Annotated in this window: 14 protein-coding genes and 1 tRNA gene; 6 read left to right on the forward strand and 9 right to left on the reverse strand. The window is 73.7% G+C overall.

What is annotated here, in order from left to right; all coding sequences use genetic code 11:
• The first annotated feature begins 122 nt into the window (after positions 1–122).
• Entirely contained in the window at positions 123–1,418 is a 1,296-nt protein-coding gene (locus ACIBL4_RS10675) for a M6 family metalloprotease domain-containing protein (protein ID WP_399408476.1), read from the forward strand.
• A 67-nt stretch (positions 1,419–1,485) separates the two neighbouring features.
• On the opposite strand, the gene ACIBL4_RS10680 is transcribed toward ACIBL4_RS10675, so the two are convergent.
• The 7 genes from ACIBL4_RS10680 to ACIBL4_RS10710 all read right to left on the reverse strand — a co-directional run bounded on the left by ACIBL4_RS10680 (position 1,486) and on the right by ACIBL4_RS10710 (position 7,860).
• Positions 1,486–1,559, reverse strand: a tRNA-Lys gene (locus ACIBL4_RS10680).
• Entirely contained in the window at positions 1,550–2,149 is a 600-nt protein-coding gene (locus tag ACIBL4_RS10685) for a bifunctional DNA primase/polymerase (protein WP_399408478.1), read from the reverse strand. Before ACIBL4_RS10685 ends, ACIBL4_RS10680 begins: the two co-directional genes overlap by 10 nt.
• A gap of 134 nt (positions 2,150–2,283) precedes the next feature.
• Positions 2,284–2,652, reverse strand: a complete 369-nt coding sequence (locus ACIBL4_RS10690; protein ID WP_399408480.1) for a hypothetical protein — start codon at positions 2,650–2,652, stop codon at positions 2,284–2,286.
• A 268-nt stretch (positions 2,653–2,920) separates the two neighbouring features.
• Positions 2,921–4,255, reverse strand: coding sequence for an AAA family ATPase (locus ACIBL4_RS10695; RefSeq protein WP_399408482.1), 1,335 nt, complete (start codon positions 4,253–4,255; stop codon positions 2,921–2,923).
• On the reverse strand, positions 4,252–5,844 hold the full coding sequence (locus ACIBL4_RS10700) for a hypothetical protein (protein WP_399408483.1): 1,593 nt from the start codon (positions 5,842–5,844) through the stop codon (positions 4,252–4,254). The genes ACIBL4_RS10695 and ACIBL4_RS10700 overlap by 4 nt, the downstream gene beginning before the upstream one ends.
• Positions 5,835–6,956 carry a hypothetical protein gene (locus ACIBL4_RS10705; RefSeq protein WP_399408485.1) on the reverse strand — a complete coding sequence of 374 codons (1,122 nt, stop codon included), beginning with the start codon at positions 6,954–6,956 and terminating at the stop codon, positions 5,835–5,837. Before ACIBL4_RS10705 ends, ACIBL4_RS10700 begins: the two co-directional genes overlap by 10 nt.
• Positions 6,907–7,860: a phosphatase PAP2 family protein gene (locus ACIBL4_RS10710; protein ID WP_399408487.1), complete on the reverse strand. Its 954-nt coding sequence runs from the start codon at positions 7,858–7,860 to the stop codon at positions 6,907–6,909. Before ACIBL4_RS10710 ends, ACIBL4_RS10705 begins: the two co-directional genes overlap by 50 nt.
• 191 nt (positions 7,861–8,051) lie before the next feature.
• Here ACIBL4_RS10710 and ACIBL4_RS10715 point away from each other — a divergent pair, with 191 nt between their 5' ends.
• Positions 8,052–8,657 carry a histidine phosphatase family protein gene (locus ACIBL4_RS10715; RefSeq protein ID WP_399408489.1) on the forward strand — a complete coding sequence of 202 codons (606 nt, stop codon included), beginning with the start codon at positions 8,052–8,054 and terminating at the stop codon, positions 8,655–8,657.
• A gap of 49 nt (positions 8,658–8,706) precedes the next feature.
• Here the strand turns inward: ACIBL4_RS10715 and ACIBL4_RS10720 are convergent, their stop codons facing one another.
• Entirely contained in the window at positions 8,707–10,158 is a 1,452-nt protein-coding gene (locus ACIBL4_RS10720) for a hypothetical protein (protein WP_399408491.1), read from the reverse strand.
• Between the two features lie 296 nt (positions 10,159–10,454).
• On the opposite strand from ACIBL4_RS10720, the gene ACIBL4_RS10725 reads away from it, so the two are divergent.
• Both ACIBL4_RS10725 and ACIBL4_RS10730 read left to right on the forward strand, forming a co-directional pair.
• Positions 10,455–10,862, forward strand: coding sequence for a hypothetical protein (locus ACIBL4_RS10725; protein ID WP_399408493.1), 408 nt, complete (start codon positions 10,455–10,457; stop codon positions 10,860–10,862).
• A gap of 147 nt (positions 10,863–11,009) precedes the next feature.
• Positions 11,010–11,879 carry a spermidine synthase gene (locus tag ACIBL4_RS10730; protein ID WP_399408495.1) on the forward strand — a complete coding sequence of 290 codons (870 nt, stop codon included), beginning with the start codon at positions 11,010–11,012 and terminating at the stop codon, positions 11,877–11,879.
• A 42-nt stretch (positions 11,880–11,921) separates the two neighbouring features.
• On the opposite strand, the gene ACIBL4_RS10735 is transcribed toward ACIBL4_RS10730, so the two are convergent.
• Positions 11,922–12,434 carry a hypothetical protein gene (locus ACIBL4_RS10735; RefSeq protein ID WP_399408497.1) on the reverse strand — a complete coding sequence of 171 codons (513 nt, stop codon included), beginning with the start codon at positions 12,432–12,434 and terminating at the stop codon, positions 11,922–11,924.
• A gap of 131 nt (positions 12,435–12,565) precedes the next feature.
• Here ACIBL4_RS10735 and ACIBL4_RS10740 point away from each other — a divergent pair, with 131 nt between their 5' ends.
• Both ACIBL4_RS10740 and ACIBL4_RS10745 read left to right on the forward strand, forming a co-directional pair.
• Positions 12,566–13,270, forward strand: coding sequence for a response regulator transcription factor (locus ACIBL4_RS10740; RefSeq protein WP_399408499.1), 705 nt, complete (start codon positions 12,566–12,568; stop codon positions 13,268–13,270).
• Positions 13,267–14,670, forward strand: a complete 1,404-nt coding sequence (locus ACIBL4_RS10745) for a sensor histidine kinase (protein WP_399408502.1) — start codon at positions 13,267–13,269, stop codon at positions 14,668–14,670. Before ACIBL4_RS10740 ends, ACIBL4_RS10745 begins: the two co-directional genes overlap by 4 nt.
• Positions 14,671–14,711: the final 41 nt, after the last annotated feature.

Here is a 14,711-nt window from a genome sequence, read left to right on the forward strand (position 1 = left end):
GACCAGTTGTGACGTTCTGTGAGTGCTTCGCGGGTGTCGACGTCCGCGATGTTTCGGCATCTTCACTCGACTGGTGCAAGCAAACAGGACGCAGTACGACAAATCATCACAGTCTGGGTGCGGTGTCCCGCGAACCGTACCCGGAGGTACCCGTGCCGCGTCAGTTCCCGCGCGCCCGACTGCGCAGCACCGCGGCCGTGTTCACCACCATGTCGGCCCTCGCCGCGACCTCCCTCGGCACCGGCCCGTCGGCCGCCGAACCCGACTCGGCCGCGCCCTGCGCCCTGACCCGCACCGACGCCCACCACTCCGAGGGCCTGGACACCTGGAACGCCGCCTATCCGCGCCCGGCCCCGGCCCTGGACGCGGTCATGGTCTTCCTGTCCTTCCCGGACGCCCATCCGCTGACCACGCCGCAGGAGCTGACCGCCGACCACTTCCCGGCCACCACCCGCTTCTTCGAACGCGCCTCCTACGGCCGCTTCACGCTGCGCCCGCACTCGCTCGGGCACTGGATCCAGATGCCGCAGCCGTCCACGGCGTACGACATACAGCGCGACTGGAGCGCCGTGCACCGGGCCGCGTACCTGCGGGACGCGCTCTCCGTGGCCGACCCGCAGGTCGACTTCTCCCGCTACGACGTCGTGTACTTCGTCGCCGACCCGGACGCGCCCGGCGTGGACTCCGACGCGACCAAGGTGGTGAACCTGACGAGTCCGATGCGGGCCGACGGCGCCGATCTGCGCCGGGTCGTCACGGTGTTCGAGCAGCATCCCCCGGACCGGCTCGTCCTCGCCCACGAGACCGGGCACGTGTTCGACCTGCCCGATCTCTACCACCGGCCCGTGGACGGCAAGGGCGACTGGGACACGCACGTCGGCGACTGGGACCTGATGGGCAGCCAGTTCGGACTGGCGCCCGACCTGTTCGGCTGGCACAGGTGGAAGCTGGGCTGGCTGGAGCAGCGGCAGGTCCGATGTGTGCAGGACGCCGGGCCCGCCCGGCTGACCCTGGAGCCGCTGGCGGCCGGACCGGGGGTGCCGGTGACGGGCGCCGCGGGGGCGCCGGCCTTCGGGCTCGGGCGGGGCACCAAGCTCGCGGTGCTGCGCACCGGCCGCGACAGCGTGCTCGCGTTCGAGGCGCGCGGGCCGGTGGGCAACGACGTGGCAGCGTGCCGGCAGGGGGTGCTCGTGTACCGGGTGCGGGGCGGGGCGCACTCCGGGGGCGGGCCGATCGAGGTGATCGACGCCCATCCGCGCACCGAGGCCTGCCGGGAGGACTCGGTCTACCCGCCCCTCGCGGACGCGCCGATCGGCCCCGGGGAGAGCTTCACGGTGCCAGGGGAGGGCGTCCGGGTGGAGGTGGAGGGGCGCACGGCTTCGGGGGCCTGGACGGTGCGGATCATGGCCGGGCGCTGAAGGCGCGCGATGCGGATGCCGGGCATGCAGAAGGCCCCTCGCTCTCGCGAAGGGCCTTTGCCGTCGGTGCGCCGCCAGGGACTCGAACCCCGGACCCGCTGATTAAGAGTCAGCTGCTCTAACCAACTGAGCTAGCGGCGCCTGCTGACGTCGTAGACCTTAGCACCCTGGTCGGTGGGAGGAAAAATCGATATCCGCACCGCCGAACGGGCCGCCCGGACGACCGCCCACAGCAGTACCTCGGGGCCGGGCAGCCAGGGCTGACGGGTGTCGGGAGCGACGAGCCAGCGGGCGCCGGAGCGGCCGGGGGAGGCGTCGTCCGCCGGTGCCGGGACCGTGACCGCGTCGCCCGTGCCGTGGCACAGCAGGGGCGGGACCCCGCCTGTACGACCGGGCTCATGGGTGTCCCCGCCGCGCTTGCCCCACTCCTCCCACTCCAGCAGCACCGGCAGCCGCTGGGCCGTGCCGGGCGCGGAGAACAGCAGCATCCGGCCGCGGAACTCCGCGACCGGCCCGGAGCCGGGCCCGTCGTCCCACAGCCGGTCGAGCATCCGCCGCCCGAACATCGCGGGCGCGCTGACGACGTCGAAGACCGACCCGCAGGGCAGCACCACCGGTGCGTCCGGCCGCTCCTCCCAGAGGGCGAGCGTGCTTCGCGGGTACGTTCCTGCCGAGGCGAGCCAGGCTGCCCCGTCCGGGGTGACATAGGAAGCGTTCCATGCGCTGCTCATGGCGTCCATGTCTACCGGCCGTGCACGCGCGGTTCCCGAGGGTTGCGGGAAATCGGGACAGGAGGGGTGGGGAGGGAGTATCTTGCCCGCCTGGCATATGCCAGGTAGATCGAGAAGGTGCGGGTCTCCCGGTCTCACACCGGGTCGACGGACCCCCGGCCCTCGCCGCCGCCCCGCATCAGGTCCCGTCCGAACTCGACCATCTTCTTGGCGTAGTCCTCGGTCCACTCGGCCCGCTCGGCGATGTCCGCGGTCGTCAGCCGGTCGAACCGCCGCGGATCCGCCAGCTGCGCCGCCGCGATCGCCTGGAACTCCACCGCCCGGTCCGCCGCGGCCCGGAACGCCAGCGTCAGCTCCGTCGCGCGGGACAGCAGCGCGCGGGGATCATCGATCGACTCGAGATCGAAGAAGTGCTCAGGGTCGGAGGCCGCCTCCGCGGGCTCGAAGAGCAGGGGCGCGGGGCGTAGCCGCGGTTCGTGCCGACGCGGCGTGGGCTCCGCCATGTCTTCTCCTCCTCGTACGTCGCGCTGGCCCTCCCGGTGGAGTGGGCCACCGTCCATTGTCTCGCGGTCGCGCAAGTGGGCATCGCGGTAGTGGATACGGCTGCGACACCACCGGGCGTTCGTCACGGCTGCCAGGACACGCGATGTTCGGCCAGATGTGCCAGCACCGCGTGATTCGCCTCCCATCCATCAGGCTGTGTTCATCGGCCGCTGCCGGCGGCGTGCCGGCCTCCGGCCGGCGGAGGGGTGGGGTGTCCGCTGGTGGGGGTCATGGCCGCCACGGCACCCTGTGTTCGGCCAGATGTGCCAGCACCGCGTGATTCGCCTCCCATCCATCAGGAAACTTCACCACCGTCCCCAGCTGTACCGGCTCCGTCGACGGATAGTCGTCCAGCAGGTCGCCGACCCCCGCCCGGCAGACCACGACGCACGCGTGCCGGTGGCGGGAGGCCAGGACGCACAGGCGGCCCGTCTCCAGGTGGAAGGCCGTGGCGTCGGGGCGGCCGGAGAGGGGGTGCAGGACCACCGTGACGTCGTACTCGCGGCCTTGGAGCCGGTTCGCCGTGTCCACGACCACGTCGGTGACGCCGAGGTCGGTCAGGGCCGCGCGCACCGCCGCCGCCTGGTCCCGGTGTGCCGTGCCGACGGCGATCCGGTCCGCGGACAGGGGGGTGGGATCGGGTGAGCGTTCCGAGGTCGCCGCGCCGCCCCGGTCCAGCAGGCGCCGTACGACCGTGGCCACCGCCCGGACCGCCTCCGGGTCCGTGCGCGGGGTGTGCCGGGCGGGCAGCTCCAGCAGGCCCCAGCCCGACTCGGCCGCCTCTTCGATCACCCGGTCGGGGCCCGAGCCGTCCGACGGCACGGCGAAGGACAGGCGGCGGTCGCCGTGGCCGGTGCCGCTGCGGAACGGCGTGTACGGGTAGAAGGCGTCCGAGACCAGGGGCGCCGCGGAGGCCGGGAGCCGCCAGGACACCGGCAGGCGGTGCTGGGGCAGGTCCGGGTTGTGAGCGAGCAGGGTCGTCACCGCCGAGGCCGACGGGTCGTACGTGAGGCCCGCCCACTGCTCGCTGCCCACGATCGCGAACGGGTCCAGCTGCCCCGGGTCGCCCACGAACAGCGCCCGCTCGAACAGCCCGGCCACGGCGAGCAGCGCGTCCGAGCGCATCTGGTACGCCTCGTCGACGATCGCGTACCGCCACGGCTCGTCGGCCTTCACATGCGCCCACTTCGCCGCCGTCGAGATCACCACGGCCAAACCGGCGAGGTCGGCCGCCTTCGCCGACTTGCGGACGTTGTCCAGGCCGTCGAGCGCCTTGTCGTACGGGTCGGCGTCGCTGCTGTGCAGCCGGCCCACCGGCAGCTCGGGGTTCTTCTCGGCGAGTCGCAGGACCAGGTCGTCGACCTGCGCGTTGGTCTGCGCCACCACCATCAGCGGATGGCCGGCCTCGGCCAGCTCCAGGGCCGCGCGGACCACGAGCGTGGACTTGCCGGCGCCGGGCGGGGAGTCGACGACGACACCGCGCGCGGTGCCGTGCAGCGTGTCGTGGAGGATCGCGTCGGTGGCCTGGGCCGCCGCGGCGGCGGGATCGAAGAGCGTCGTCACAGCAGGTCCTCCGCGGTCACCGGGTCGGCGGCCTCCAGGGTCGCCTCACCGGGCGGCCCACCGTGCGTCCAGGGTGTCTCCTCCGGGTCGGGAAGCTTGGCCCCGCCCCGCTGCTCGTGCTCGAAGAGCGTGAAGCAGACCCGGTCGCCCTTCTCCGGCACCGACCCCGGCTCGGGTTCCTTGCCGCGGCCCATCTTGTCGAGGATCCGCAGCACGACGTACCCGCCGTCCTCCTCGGTCCCGACGAACTCCGCCGACTGCGGCTTCCCGCCCAGCGACCGGTACACCTTCGTCCGCTCCCCGAGATGCGGCCGGTCGTCCGTGCGCACGGTGACCAGGGGGCGCGGGCTGGGCCGCTTGCCCTCGCTGAACGCCATCACGACGTCCGTGACCTCACCCGCGAACGCCTCCCCGGACAGCCGCCGCCCCGCCATGACCAGCGGGTCGTCGAGGGCCTCCTGCGCCTCCAGCCGGGCCTGCTCGCGCTCGCGTGTGGCGAGCTTGTTCGCCGCGGTGACCGCGTCGTCGCGGCGCGGCTGCGGGGGTTCGCCGGCCAGGACCCGGTCGCGGTGGCCGGTGAAGGACCAGCGGTCGCGGGTCCAGCGCTCCCCGACATGCGCCCCCTCGGGCAGCTCCCGCAGCAGGTCCAGGCCCTGCCAGACCTTCTCCCAGGTGGGCAGGGTACGGCTGAGCACCAGGTCCCGGATCTCCCGCTCGGCGGCGGCCAGCGCGCCGAGCCGGTCGTCGGCCTCCAGACCGTCCTCGGCTGCGGCCAGGGCCGTGCGGGCCCGGTCGTAACGCTCGATGGCCGGGGCGAGCAGTTTGTTGTCGAACGCCGGGTCCGTCGCGGGACCGGCCGGGGGACACCTCAGCTGGCCCTGCGCGTCCCGCTCCAGCTCGGCCCGCAGCGCCGCCTCGGCACCGGTCAGGCCCTCCGGCGGGTCGATCCAGGCGAGCAGCGCCCCCAGGTGCTGGTCCTCCAGCGTGGACTGCCCGGTCGCCCAGTGCCGGCCCAGTACGTCGGTCATGGCCAGCAGCAGGGAGGAGCCGGGCACCCGGGCCCGCTCCCCGAAGTGCGTCAGCCACCGCCCGAGCAACGGCACCCGGGTCGGCGCCGGATACGGGGTCTCCGGATCCTGTTCCGCCGTACGCCGGAACCGCATGGAGCGCCCCAGCAGCCGCACCAGGTCGATGCCCCCGCGGCTCGGCACGATCAGCTGCGGCGCGTCCGCGCACAGGTCGACCTCGACCTTGACCCGCTTGCCGGTCTCCGGGTCGGTCTCGGTGCGCTCGGCGGCCTCCACGACCTCGGCGTACGCGTCGACGTACGGCAGCACCACGTCGGCCAGGTCCGCCAGGAAAGCGAACCTGAGGTCACGGTCGCGGGGCTGCGGGACGACCAGCAGCCGCGGCGCGTCCCGGTCGGTACCGACCAGCGCGCCGAGCGGGGCACCTGCCTCACCGGCGGTGGTCAGCGGCACGAACACCAGCGGGTGGTCGGACAGGTGCCGGTGCCGGACGGTCGCGGCGGGCTGGGCGCGGCCCGTGCTGACCGCTTCGAGCCGGGCCAGGGTGGAGATCAGCGACATGCCGCCTCCAGTGCCTCGGCGCGCAGGGCCGCCGCCCGCCGGAGGGCCGCCACCGCCGGATCGCCGGGATCACCCGCCTCGCCGCGGGCCGCCGCGAGGACGTCCTCCACGGTCGTCAGCCCGCCCAGCTCCGCCCGCACCGGCCGCCCGAGCGAGGTCACCGCGCCCGCCTCGCGGGAGCGGCCCCGGCAGTGGAAGGCCAGCTCACACGCGGACAGGCACTCCGGCGCGTACGCCGCCGGGACCGACTCCACGGCGGCCGTCAGCTCTTCCGCGGGCAGCTCGGGGGAGAAGCACGTGCCCTCGGGGAGCGTCTCGGCGATGTCCTCGATGCGGGTCAGCCGGGTCAGCTGACGGGCCGTCACCGCACGCTGCTTGCGGATGTCGACGGCGGACGCGGCCGGCAGGTTGGAGAAGTCCCTGGGGCAGACGAGCAGGATCCGGTGCCGCACCCGCGGGGAGGGGTGCACTCGCCCGGCTAGTTCCTCCAGCGCCAGCACGTACACCGCCGCCTGCCGGGCCGCCGCCCCGACCTTCGCCGGGTCCGCCGAACCGTCCAGCAGCGGGAACGACTTGATCTCGACCACGGTCCAGCTGCCGTCCGGGTGCACCACGACCGCGTCCGGCTCCAGGAACGCGGGGGAGCCCGCGACGTCCAGCGCGAGCATCGGGTGGTCGAGCAGTGTCCAGGCGCCCGGGTGTGCGGCGGCCTCGCGCAGCTCCAGCGCCGTACGGGCCGTACGCCCCTGGGGGCCGGTCGCGGTCAGGTCGGGCACGCGCGCCTCCGCGGGCGGCTCGGCCGTCCGGTCCAGCTTCTCGTGCACCAGCCGCAGCAGCTCCGCGCCGCCGTCGGCCTTGACCTTCGCCTCGAACGCGTTGCCCCGCGTGAGCGCGAACTGGGACTGCCCGAAGGCCGACGGCGAGCCCAGCGCGCTCGCCAGCGCCGCCTTGTTCACCCCGGCGCCGTCGAGGATCGCTCTGCGCGCGCAACCGGGGTTGGCGGCCAGCGCCGCCAACGCGCGTGCGTCCAGGGCCTTCGCCGGTACGTCGGGACCGCGCAGCTCAGCGAGCCGGTGCCGGAGCGCCGTCCCCCGCGTCCTTGGGGGAGGCACTCGGCTCTGCTCCCGCTCCGAGCCGCGACTCGCGCTGCCGTGGAATTCGCTCACCCGCGGAAGTCTGGCATCCGGCACTGACAATCGGGGAACCCGCGGCGGGAGGTGCCGCCGTGACCGGTGCGACACGCGGCACGAAACGCGCCTTGACCCGGTCCGCCGCGCGCGTCACGACCGGGGCCAGCAGCAGCCCGACGCCCATGACGGCCGCGCCCGCGACCGCGTCGAGGAAGTAGTGGTTGGCGGTGCCCATGACCACGATCGTCGTGATCAGCGGGTAGGCGACTCCCGCGATCTTCGCCGTGCGCGTACCGCCGTGGCGCCACAGCATCACCCCGCACCACAGGGCCCAGCCCACGTGCAGACTCGGCATCGCCGCGTACTGGTTGGTCATCCCGCCCATGCCGCGCGGGGCGCTCGCCGCGCCGCCCCACCAGCCGTACGAGCTGTACTGCGCCATCGTGTCCACGAAGCCGTGGCTCGCGTCGAGGAGCCGGGGCGGGCAGGTCGGCATCAGCGTGAAACCGACCAGGCCGATGAGGGTGGACGTCATCAGCCACGTGCGCGCGGCGCGGTAGCGCACCGCGTGGGAGCGGAAGAGCCACACGAGGATCGCCGGCGTGACCAGGTAGTGCAGCGACGCGTACCAGAAGTCCGCCGGTATGCCTATCCATGCCTCGTGGGTGAAGAGGCGGTTCAGCGGGTGCTCGAAGTTGAGATACAGCGCCTTCTCGACGCGCAGGAGCGCCAGGCCGTGGTCGACCGCACCGGACACGTCACCCCGGGCGAGGAGCCGGCCCGCCGTGTAGCACGCGTACACCAGAAGGATCAGCGGCAGCTCCGTCCACCAGCGGAGCCGGAGCGCAGGGGCCGCCTCGGTGCCCGGTGTCTCGGTGTGCGGCATCCGATCGCCCTCCCCCTTCGTCTCCACACGGCTCCCGGCCGGTCGGTCGTGTCACTTTACGGCGTACGGGCGCCCCCTGGGGGCGCCCTCCGGACCTCAAAGACGCAGAGATCGCCCCCCGGGTTGCCCGCGACCAGCGTGCGCGATGATGGTGGAGTTCCGCTCGCGTTTTTCTCCCGGAAAGGTCCCCCATGGCTCCGCGCATCCTGCTGGCCCGGCACGGACAGACCGCGTGGTCGCTGTCCGGCAAGCACACGGGCAGGACGGACGTGCCGCTGCTGGAGGAGGGCCGGCGCGGGGCCGAGCTGCTCGGGGAGCGCCTGCACCGGGCGCCGTACGACGGCCTGCCCGGCGTCGAGGTGCGCACCAGCCCGCTGGCACGCGCGCGTGAGACGTGCGCACTGGCCGGCTTCGGCGACCGCGCGCGGACCTGGGACGCGTTGCTGGAGTGGGACTACGGGGCGTACGAGGGCATGACCCCGGCGGACATCCAGGCCGTCCGGCCCGGCTGGCTCATCTGGCGCGACGGTGTCCCCGAGGGCGAGACCCTCGCCGCGATCACGGCCCGGGCGGACGAGGTCGTCTCCTGGGCGCGCGCCGAGGACCGGGACGTCCTGGTCTTCGCCCACGGGCACATCCTGCGCTCCATCGGGGCGCGTTGGCTGGGCCTGCCGATCGACTTCGCGGCGCGGATACGGCTGAACCCGACGTCACTGTCGGTGCTGGGGTGGGCTTACGGGGAGCCGGCGATCGAGAGCTGGAACGACCTCGGGCACCTGGCCGCCGTGGCCGCCTAGCCGCCGTAGCCCCCTGGCGGCGGGCCGTCGTGCTGCTGGGGGCGGCGCGTCACACCACCCTCGGCGTCGACGCATGCCTCTCCAGGAACGCCGACACTTCCGACGCCCGCCGGTGCGGCGAGAGCACCCGCGCCGTGGCCGCCAGCATCGTCTGGATCCGGGACGACTGGACCTCCTCCAGCAGATCCAGCACCCGCATCCCCGCCACGGCGGCCTCGTCCGGCCGCCCGCCCCGCGCGAGGTCGTCCGCCAGCTCCGCCGTGTACAGCGCGATGTTCCGGGTGAAGTGCGGATCCTGGAGCTCCGCCGCCCGCCGCGCGTGCCGGGCCGCCCGGGGCCAGTCGCCGAGCGTGGACCAGCACTGCGCCTCCAGGCCCTCCAGTTCGGCCTCTCCGTAGAAACTCATCCACTCAGGATCCTCGTCCGAGGGGCCCCGGTCGAAGAGGGCCTGCGCCCGGGCCAGTGCCTGCTCGCAGCCGACGCGGTCGGCGAGGCCCGCCCAGCCGCCCGCCTCACGCAGCGCGAGCAGCGACATCAGCCGGGCCGAGCCGACGGGCCGGGCGACGCGCTGTGCGGCCTGGGCGGCCCGGACCGCCTCGCGCGGCCGGCCCGCGTCGCGCGCGAGGAAGGCCGTGTTGCAGAAGGCGTGCGCCTCCAGTCCCGGGTCGCCGGTCATCCGGGCGGTCGCCAGGGCCTCCGCGTAGTGGGAGCGGGCGTCGTCGAAGCGGCCCGAGTCGTGGGCCAGCCAGCCCACGGAGATGGCGAGTTCACCGGCGCCCGAGTAGAGCCGGTCCGCCGTCGTCTGCCGGGTCGTACCGGCGTCCAGCAGGGCGTAGGCGGCACGCAGCGGGGCCGCCGCGCGGCGGTAGAGGCCGTCGGCCCCGTGCCGGTCGTCGAGCAGCCGGATGCGGCGGACGGCGTCTTCCAGAGCACCCGCGTCGCTCGCTCCGGCGCGGCGCACGGGGCGCTGTGCCGCCGCGGCGTCGGGGGCGAGGCCGACGGGTCCCAGCGAGGCGGCGGCCACCGTGGCGCCCCCGCCGGTCATGAATGCGCGACGTAGCACGTCGCTCTCCTCGTAGGTGTCGTGCGGGTGGTACGGGTCGTACGGGTTCTGCGTTTCATACGGCTCGCACGCCCCGCTGGTCTCAGGGGTGGCGTTCGCCGGGTTCGGGGTGCACGTCAGGGGCGCGTCCTCGGTCTCGCGCGCCCGGCGTCCGCGTACCGATGAGCGGGGCGCGAACCCCAGGTCGGTGAGTGTGCGGCCAGGGAACATGTGCAGGAACACCCGTTCGTACGCGTAGTTGGGGCAGCGGATCTCGCCCGCCTCGACCCGGCCGATGTACCGCGCGTCACAGCTGACCTGCTCGCCGATCTCCAGGGCCGCCCGGCGGATCGACGCGGCGAACTCGGCCGGCGAGCGCTGTCCGCGCAGCTGCCGGAAGGCGAGGTTGGGCCGTGGTGGCCGGTTGGGTTGAGACGAGGTCACCGTTGACGACGCCATGGCCGGGTCCTCTCGTGCGAACCGTCGAACCATGCCGGTTCGGGGCGAGTTGTACGTGTTGTCCCGTATGGTCTGCCCCGTGTCCGGCGGGCAAGAACGTACCTGCTGTGCCGGAGCCCTCACGCTGAGTTTGGCTACAAACCGGATATCTCATCCGTGATCTGCCATGAAGTGCCATCCTTTGCGGCTGACTTCCGCCGTAGCCGTTGACGGTCTGCCGCGTTGAACCCTGTGGACCGGGAGGCCCCCGACTCCCGACCGCTCGTCCAAGCAGGGGTTCCGTGGTGGAGGCCGGGATGGAGACCAGCCAGATCAACGATCCTCGTACACCGCCGGGTACGCCGCCGAGCTCACCGTCGGCCGGTTGCGACGTCGTGACGGTGCCGGCGCGGCAGGGGCTGGAGGCGGTCGACATCCTGCGGCGCGGGGCCGGGGAAGCGGTCGGGCCCGTTCTGCACGACGACGGCGGTGACACGCTGGGCTTCCTGGTGCCGCCGGGGACGGCCGAGGCGTGGGACGTGCCGGGGAGCACCTGCACTCAGACCGACGGACGCGGACTGCCCCTGGCCCCCGAACCCCCGGTGGAGGGCTCGGACTGGCTGCTGCCGCCCGGCGAGGCGGACCTCGCGACGGACCCGGTGGTGCTGCGCAAGGCCCTCGGGGAGGCGGCCCGGACGATCAGGGCGGCGGACAGCTGCCGCTAGGCCTGTCTGACAGTCGCTAGACGCCGAGGTCCGGCGGGGCGGTGAGTGCGGGAGCGGGCCGCCGAGGCGGCCACGTGAGGCGGGGTGGGCGGTGGCGCCCGGGGAACCGTACGCCCTGCTTAGCAGCCCGACCCCGATAATGACCCCATGGGAAAGTCCAGGAGCGGTCGGCGCGGGCAGGCCGGTGGGGAAGCCGTCGTCGAGAGTGTCGACGGCGGGCTCGCCGAGCTCATCCCCGACCGTGACCGGGCCCGGGCCTGGACCCTGGTGATCGACGGGGCCCCGCAGTCGCACGTCGACCTGGACGACGCGGCGTACCTCTCCTTCGAGTACCAGCGCCGGCTCGGACATGTCATCGACCTCGTCGCCCCGCCGGGCCGGCCCGTGCACGCCGTGCACCTCGGCGGAGGGGCGTTCACCCTCGCCCGGTACGTCGCCGCCACCCGGCCCCGCTCCACCCAGCAGGTCGTCGAACGGGACGCCGGCCTCGTCCGACTGGTCCGTCGCGAGCTGCCGTTGGACGCGAACGCGCGTATCAGGGTGCGGTCCGTCGACGCCCGTGAAGGTCTCGCCAAGGTTCCGGACGGCTGGGCCGACCTGGTCATCACCGATGTGTTCAGCGGTGCCCGGACCCCGGCCCATCTGACCTCCACCGAGTTCCTCGACGACGTGCGCAGGGCCCTCAAGGACGGCGGGATCTACGCCGCCAACCTCGCCGACGGGCCGCCGCTCGCCCACCTGCGCGGCCAGATCGCCACCGCCGCCGCCCGTTTCGAACAGCTCGCGCTGGTCGCCGACCCGACGGTGCTGCGCGGCAAACGCTTCGGAAACGCCGTCCTGGTCGCCTCCGACCAGCCGCTGCCCGTCGCCGAACTGACCCGCCGCGCCGCCTGCGACCCACATCCCGGCCGGGTCGAGCACGGCAGGACGCTCACCGACTTCACCGGTGGGGCCGCACCCGTCACGGACATCGCGGCCGTGGCATCCCCCGCGCCGCCCGCTTCGGTCTTCCGGTGAGCCCCTGCGGCACGCACCCGTAAGCACGCACCCGTACGGCACTCAGTAGGTCCCGATCTCCACGCGCGGCGGTCCGTCGTGCCAGGTGCAGAACACCGACACCCGGTCCGCGCCCGAGGAGAACTCCACGCGGATCCACGACTCCGTCTTCCACACCTGCATCGACCAGCCCGCGCCGGGAGTGGCCGAGACGAGCAAGGCGGAGGTCCTGCCCAGGTCGAAGACCGCCCGGCCGCCCTCGGTGTCGTAGCTCTTGACCTCGCCGGTGGCCGTGGGGGAGGGACTGGGGGAACGTGTGGGGGTCGGGCTCGGCTCTCCGGCCGTGGGCGATGGCGGTGGACTCGGCGTCCGGCGCGGTCGCGGACTCGTTCGCTGCGAAGGCGTCGGCGGCGGCTCCGACTCCGGCCTGGGCGCATCGGCGGCCTTGACGGGCAGGGCGCGCGGCGGATCGTAGGCCGTGCCCGTCATCACCGTGTGGACACCCCACCACGACAGCGTGACCGCCGCGCCCGTGGCGAGCAGCCATGCCAGTACGTGTAGGAGTCCTCTGCGCATCGCCGGTCATACTGCCTCACGCGTCCCACGCGTTGTCCACAAACGGGAGTCTGATGGGGCCGGTTGTCCCCAGGCGCGGAGTTGTCCACAGGCCCGCACCCGGCTGTTCGAGATGGCGTACGGTGCGGCGCATGGCAAGTGTGCTCGTGGTCGAGGACGACCAGTTCGTACGCTCGGCGCTCATCCGGCACCTGACCGACGCCTCGCACACCGTACGCAGCGTCGGGACGGCGCTGGAGGCGCTGCGCGAGGTCGCCCATGTCCGCTTCGACGTGGTGATCCTGGACCTCGGACTGCCCGATCTCGACGGCTCCGAGGCCCTGAAGATGCTGCGCGGCATCACGGACGTGCCGGTGATCGTCGCCACGGCCCGGGACGACGAGGCGGAGATCGTCCGGCTGCTGAACGCCGGGGCGGACGACTACCTGACCAAGCCCTTCTCGGTCGAGCACCTGTCGGCCCGCATGGCGGCCGTGCTGCGCCGCGCCCGCTCCGGCCCGGGCGAAGGGGAGCCGTCCCCGGTGATCCGGGTGGGCGGCCTGACCGTCGATCCGCTGCGCCGCCAGGCCGAGCTGGACGGCGCGCGGCTCGACCTCACCCGCCGGGAGTTCGACCTGCTCGCCTTCCTGGCCCGCCGCCCCGGGGTCGTCGTTCCCCGCAAGGAACTGCTCGCCGAGGTCTGGCAGCAGTCGTACGGCGACGACCAGACCATCGACGTCCATCTGTCCTGGCTACGCAGGAAACTGGGCGAGACGGCCGCCAGCCCCCGCTATCTGCACACCCTTCGGGGCGTCGGTGTGAAGCTCGAACCGCCGGGGGCGGAGGCGCCGCGATGAGGTGGGCCCTGGTCAAGGTGTCGCTGGCGGTGACCACCATGGTCGTGCTCGCCTTCGCGGTGCCGCTCGGACTCGTCATCCGCGAGATGGCCCGGGACCGCGCCTTTTCCAATGCCGAGCGGGAGGCCGCGGCCGTCGCCCCGGCGCTGTCCATCACCACCGACCGCGATCAGCTCGAACGGGTCGTGGCCTCCGCCGGCTCCGACGCCGGGATGGCCGTGCACATACCGACGGGCGACGGCCAGGAGGCCCTGGAACTCGGGCGGCAGCGCGCGGCCGACGAGGACATCGCCGCCGTGCGGAAGCTGGGCCGCGCCTCCACCACGGCAGTCGCCGGCGGTTCGACGCTGCTCCAGCCGGTCGCGCTCAGCACCGGCGAGATCGCGGTCGTCGAGGTGTACGTGCCGGAGGCCGAGGTCACCAACGGCGTGGGCACGGCCTGGGCGGTGCTCGCCGGGGTCGGTGTCGCGCTGGTCCTCGGCTCGGTCGCGGTCGCCGACCGGCTGGGCGTGCGGATGGTCCGGCCCGCCAAGCGCCTGGTCGAAGGGGCCCGCGACCTGGGGGAGGGCAGGCTCGGCGCCCGCGTGCCCGAGGAGGGCCCGACCGAACTGCGGCTCGCCGCGGTCGCGTTCAACTCGATGGCCGACCAGGTCGTCCAGCTGCTGGCGAACGAGAGGGAGCTGGCGGCCGACCTGTCCCACCGGCTGCGCACGCCCCTGACCGTGCTGCGGCTCAACGCCGCCTCGCTCGGCGAGGGACCGGCCGCCGAGCAGACCCGGACCGCGGTCGAGCAGCTGGAGCGCGAGGTCGACACCATCATCCGTACGGCCCGGGAGGCCAAGCCGCAGACGGCCGCGGCCGGCCCGGGCGCCGGGTGTGACGCCGCCGAGGTGGTCCGCGAGCGGATGGCCTTCTGGTCGGCGCTCGCGGAGGACGAGGGCCGCAAGTGGCGGGTGTCCGGGGCCGACCGGCCGGTGCGCATACCCGTGGCCCGCGCCGACCTGGCCGCCGCGCTCGACGCGCTGCTCGGCAACGTCTTCCGGCACACCCCGGAGGGAACCGCCTTCGCGGTCGACGTGCACAACGGCGAGGACGCGGTGATCGTCCTCGTCTCCGACGCGGGCCCCGGCATACCCGACCCCCGGGCCGCCATGGCGCGGGGCCGCGGCTCCGGGACCGACGGCTCGACCGGGCTCGGGCTGGACATCGTGCGCCGGCTCGCGGAGTCGACCGGCGGGGACGTACGGATCGGTTCCTCGGTGCTCGGCGGGACCGAGGTGCGGATCTGGATCCAGCTGGACGGCCGGGCGCCGGTGAGCCGCAGGGGCCACCGCGGGCCGGTGCGGCGCCGGCGGCGGGGCAGGCTGGTTGCCGCATACAACCGCTCCCGTTCCGTCTGACCTCTCCGACGGCCGGTCACGCTCACGGGTCGGTCACGTTT

Origin of the sequence: Streptomyces sp. NPDC050416 (assembly GCF_044458845.1) — a bacterium.
Classification (GTDB): domain Bacteria; phylum Actinomycetota; class Actinomycetes; order Streptomycetales; family Streptomycetaceae; genus Streptomyces.

Excerpts from the sequence above, each read along its gene's own strand:
- ACIBL4_RS10685 (WP_399408478.1), bottom strand. The coding sequence starts at position 2,149 with ATGAGCAGCGCATGGAACGCTTCCTATGTCACCCCGGACGGGGCAGCC.
- ACIBL4_RS10690 (WP_399408480.1), bottom strand. The coding sequence starts at position 2,652 with ATGGCGGAGCCCACGCCGCGTCGGCACGAACCGCGGCTACGCCCCGCG.
- ACIBL4_RS10700 (WP_399408483.1), bottom strand. The coding sequence starts at position 5,844 with ATGTCGCTGATCTCCACCCTGGCCCGGCTCGAAGCGGTCAGCACGGGC.
- ACIBL4_RS10710 (WP_399408487.1), bottom strand. The coding sequence starts at position 7,860 with ATGCCGCACACCGAGACACCGGGCACCGAGGCGGCCCCTGCGCTCCGG.
- ACIBL4_RS10715 (WP_399408489.1), top strand. The coding sequence starts at position 8,052 with ATGGCTCCGCGCATCCTGCTGGCCCGGCACGGACAGACCGCGTGGTCG.
- ACIBL4_RS10720 (WP_399408491.1), bottom strand. The coding sequence starts at position 10,158 with ATGGCGTCGTCAACGGTGACCTCGTCTCAACCCAACCGGCCACCACGG.
- ACIBL4_RS10725 (WP_399408493.1), top strand. The coding sequence starts at position 10,455 with ATGGAGACCAGCCAGATCAACGATCCTCGTACACCGCCGGGTACGCCG.
- ACIBL4_RS10730 (WP_399408495.1), top strand. The coding sequence starts at position 11,010 with ATGGGAAAGTCCAGGAGCGGTCGGCGCGGGCAGGCCGGTGGGGAAGCC.
- ACIBL4_RS10735 (WP_399408497.1), bottom strand. The coding sequence starts at position 12,434 with ATGCGCAGAGGACTCCTACACGTACTGGCATGGCTGCTCGCCACGGGC.
- ACIBL4_RS10740 (WP_399408499.1), top strand. The coding sequence starts at position 12,566 with ATGGCAAGTGTGCTCGTGGTCGAGGACGACCAGTTCGTACGCTCGGCG.
- ACIBL4_RS10745 (WP_399408502.1), top strand. The coding sequence starts at position 13,267 with ATGAGGTGGGCCCTGGTCAAGGTGTCGCTGGCGGTGACCACCATGGTC.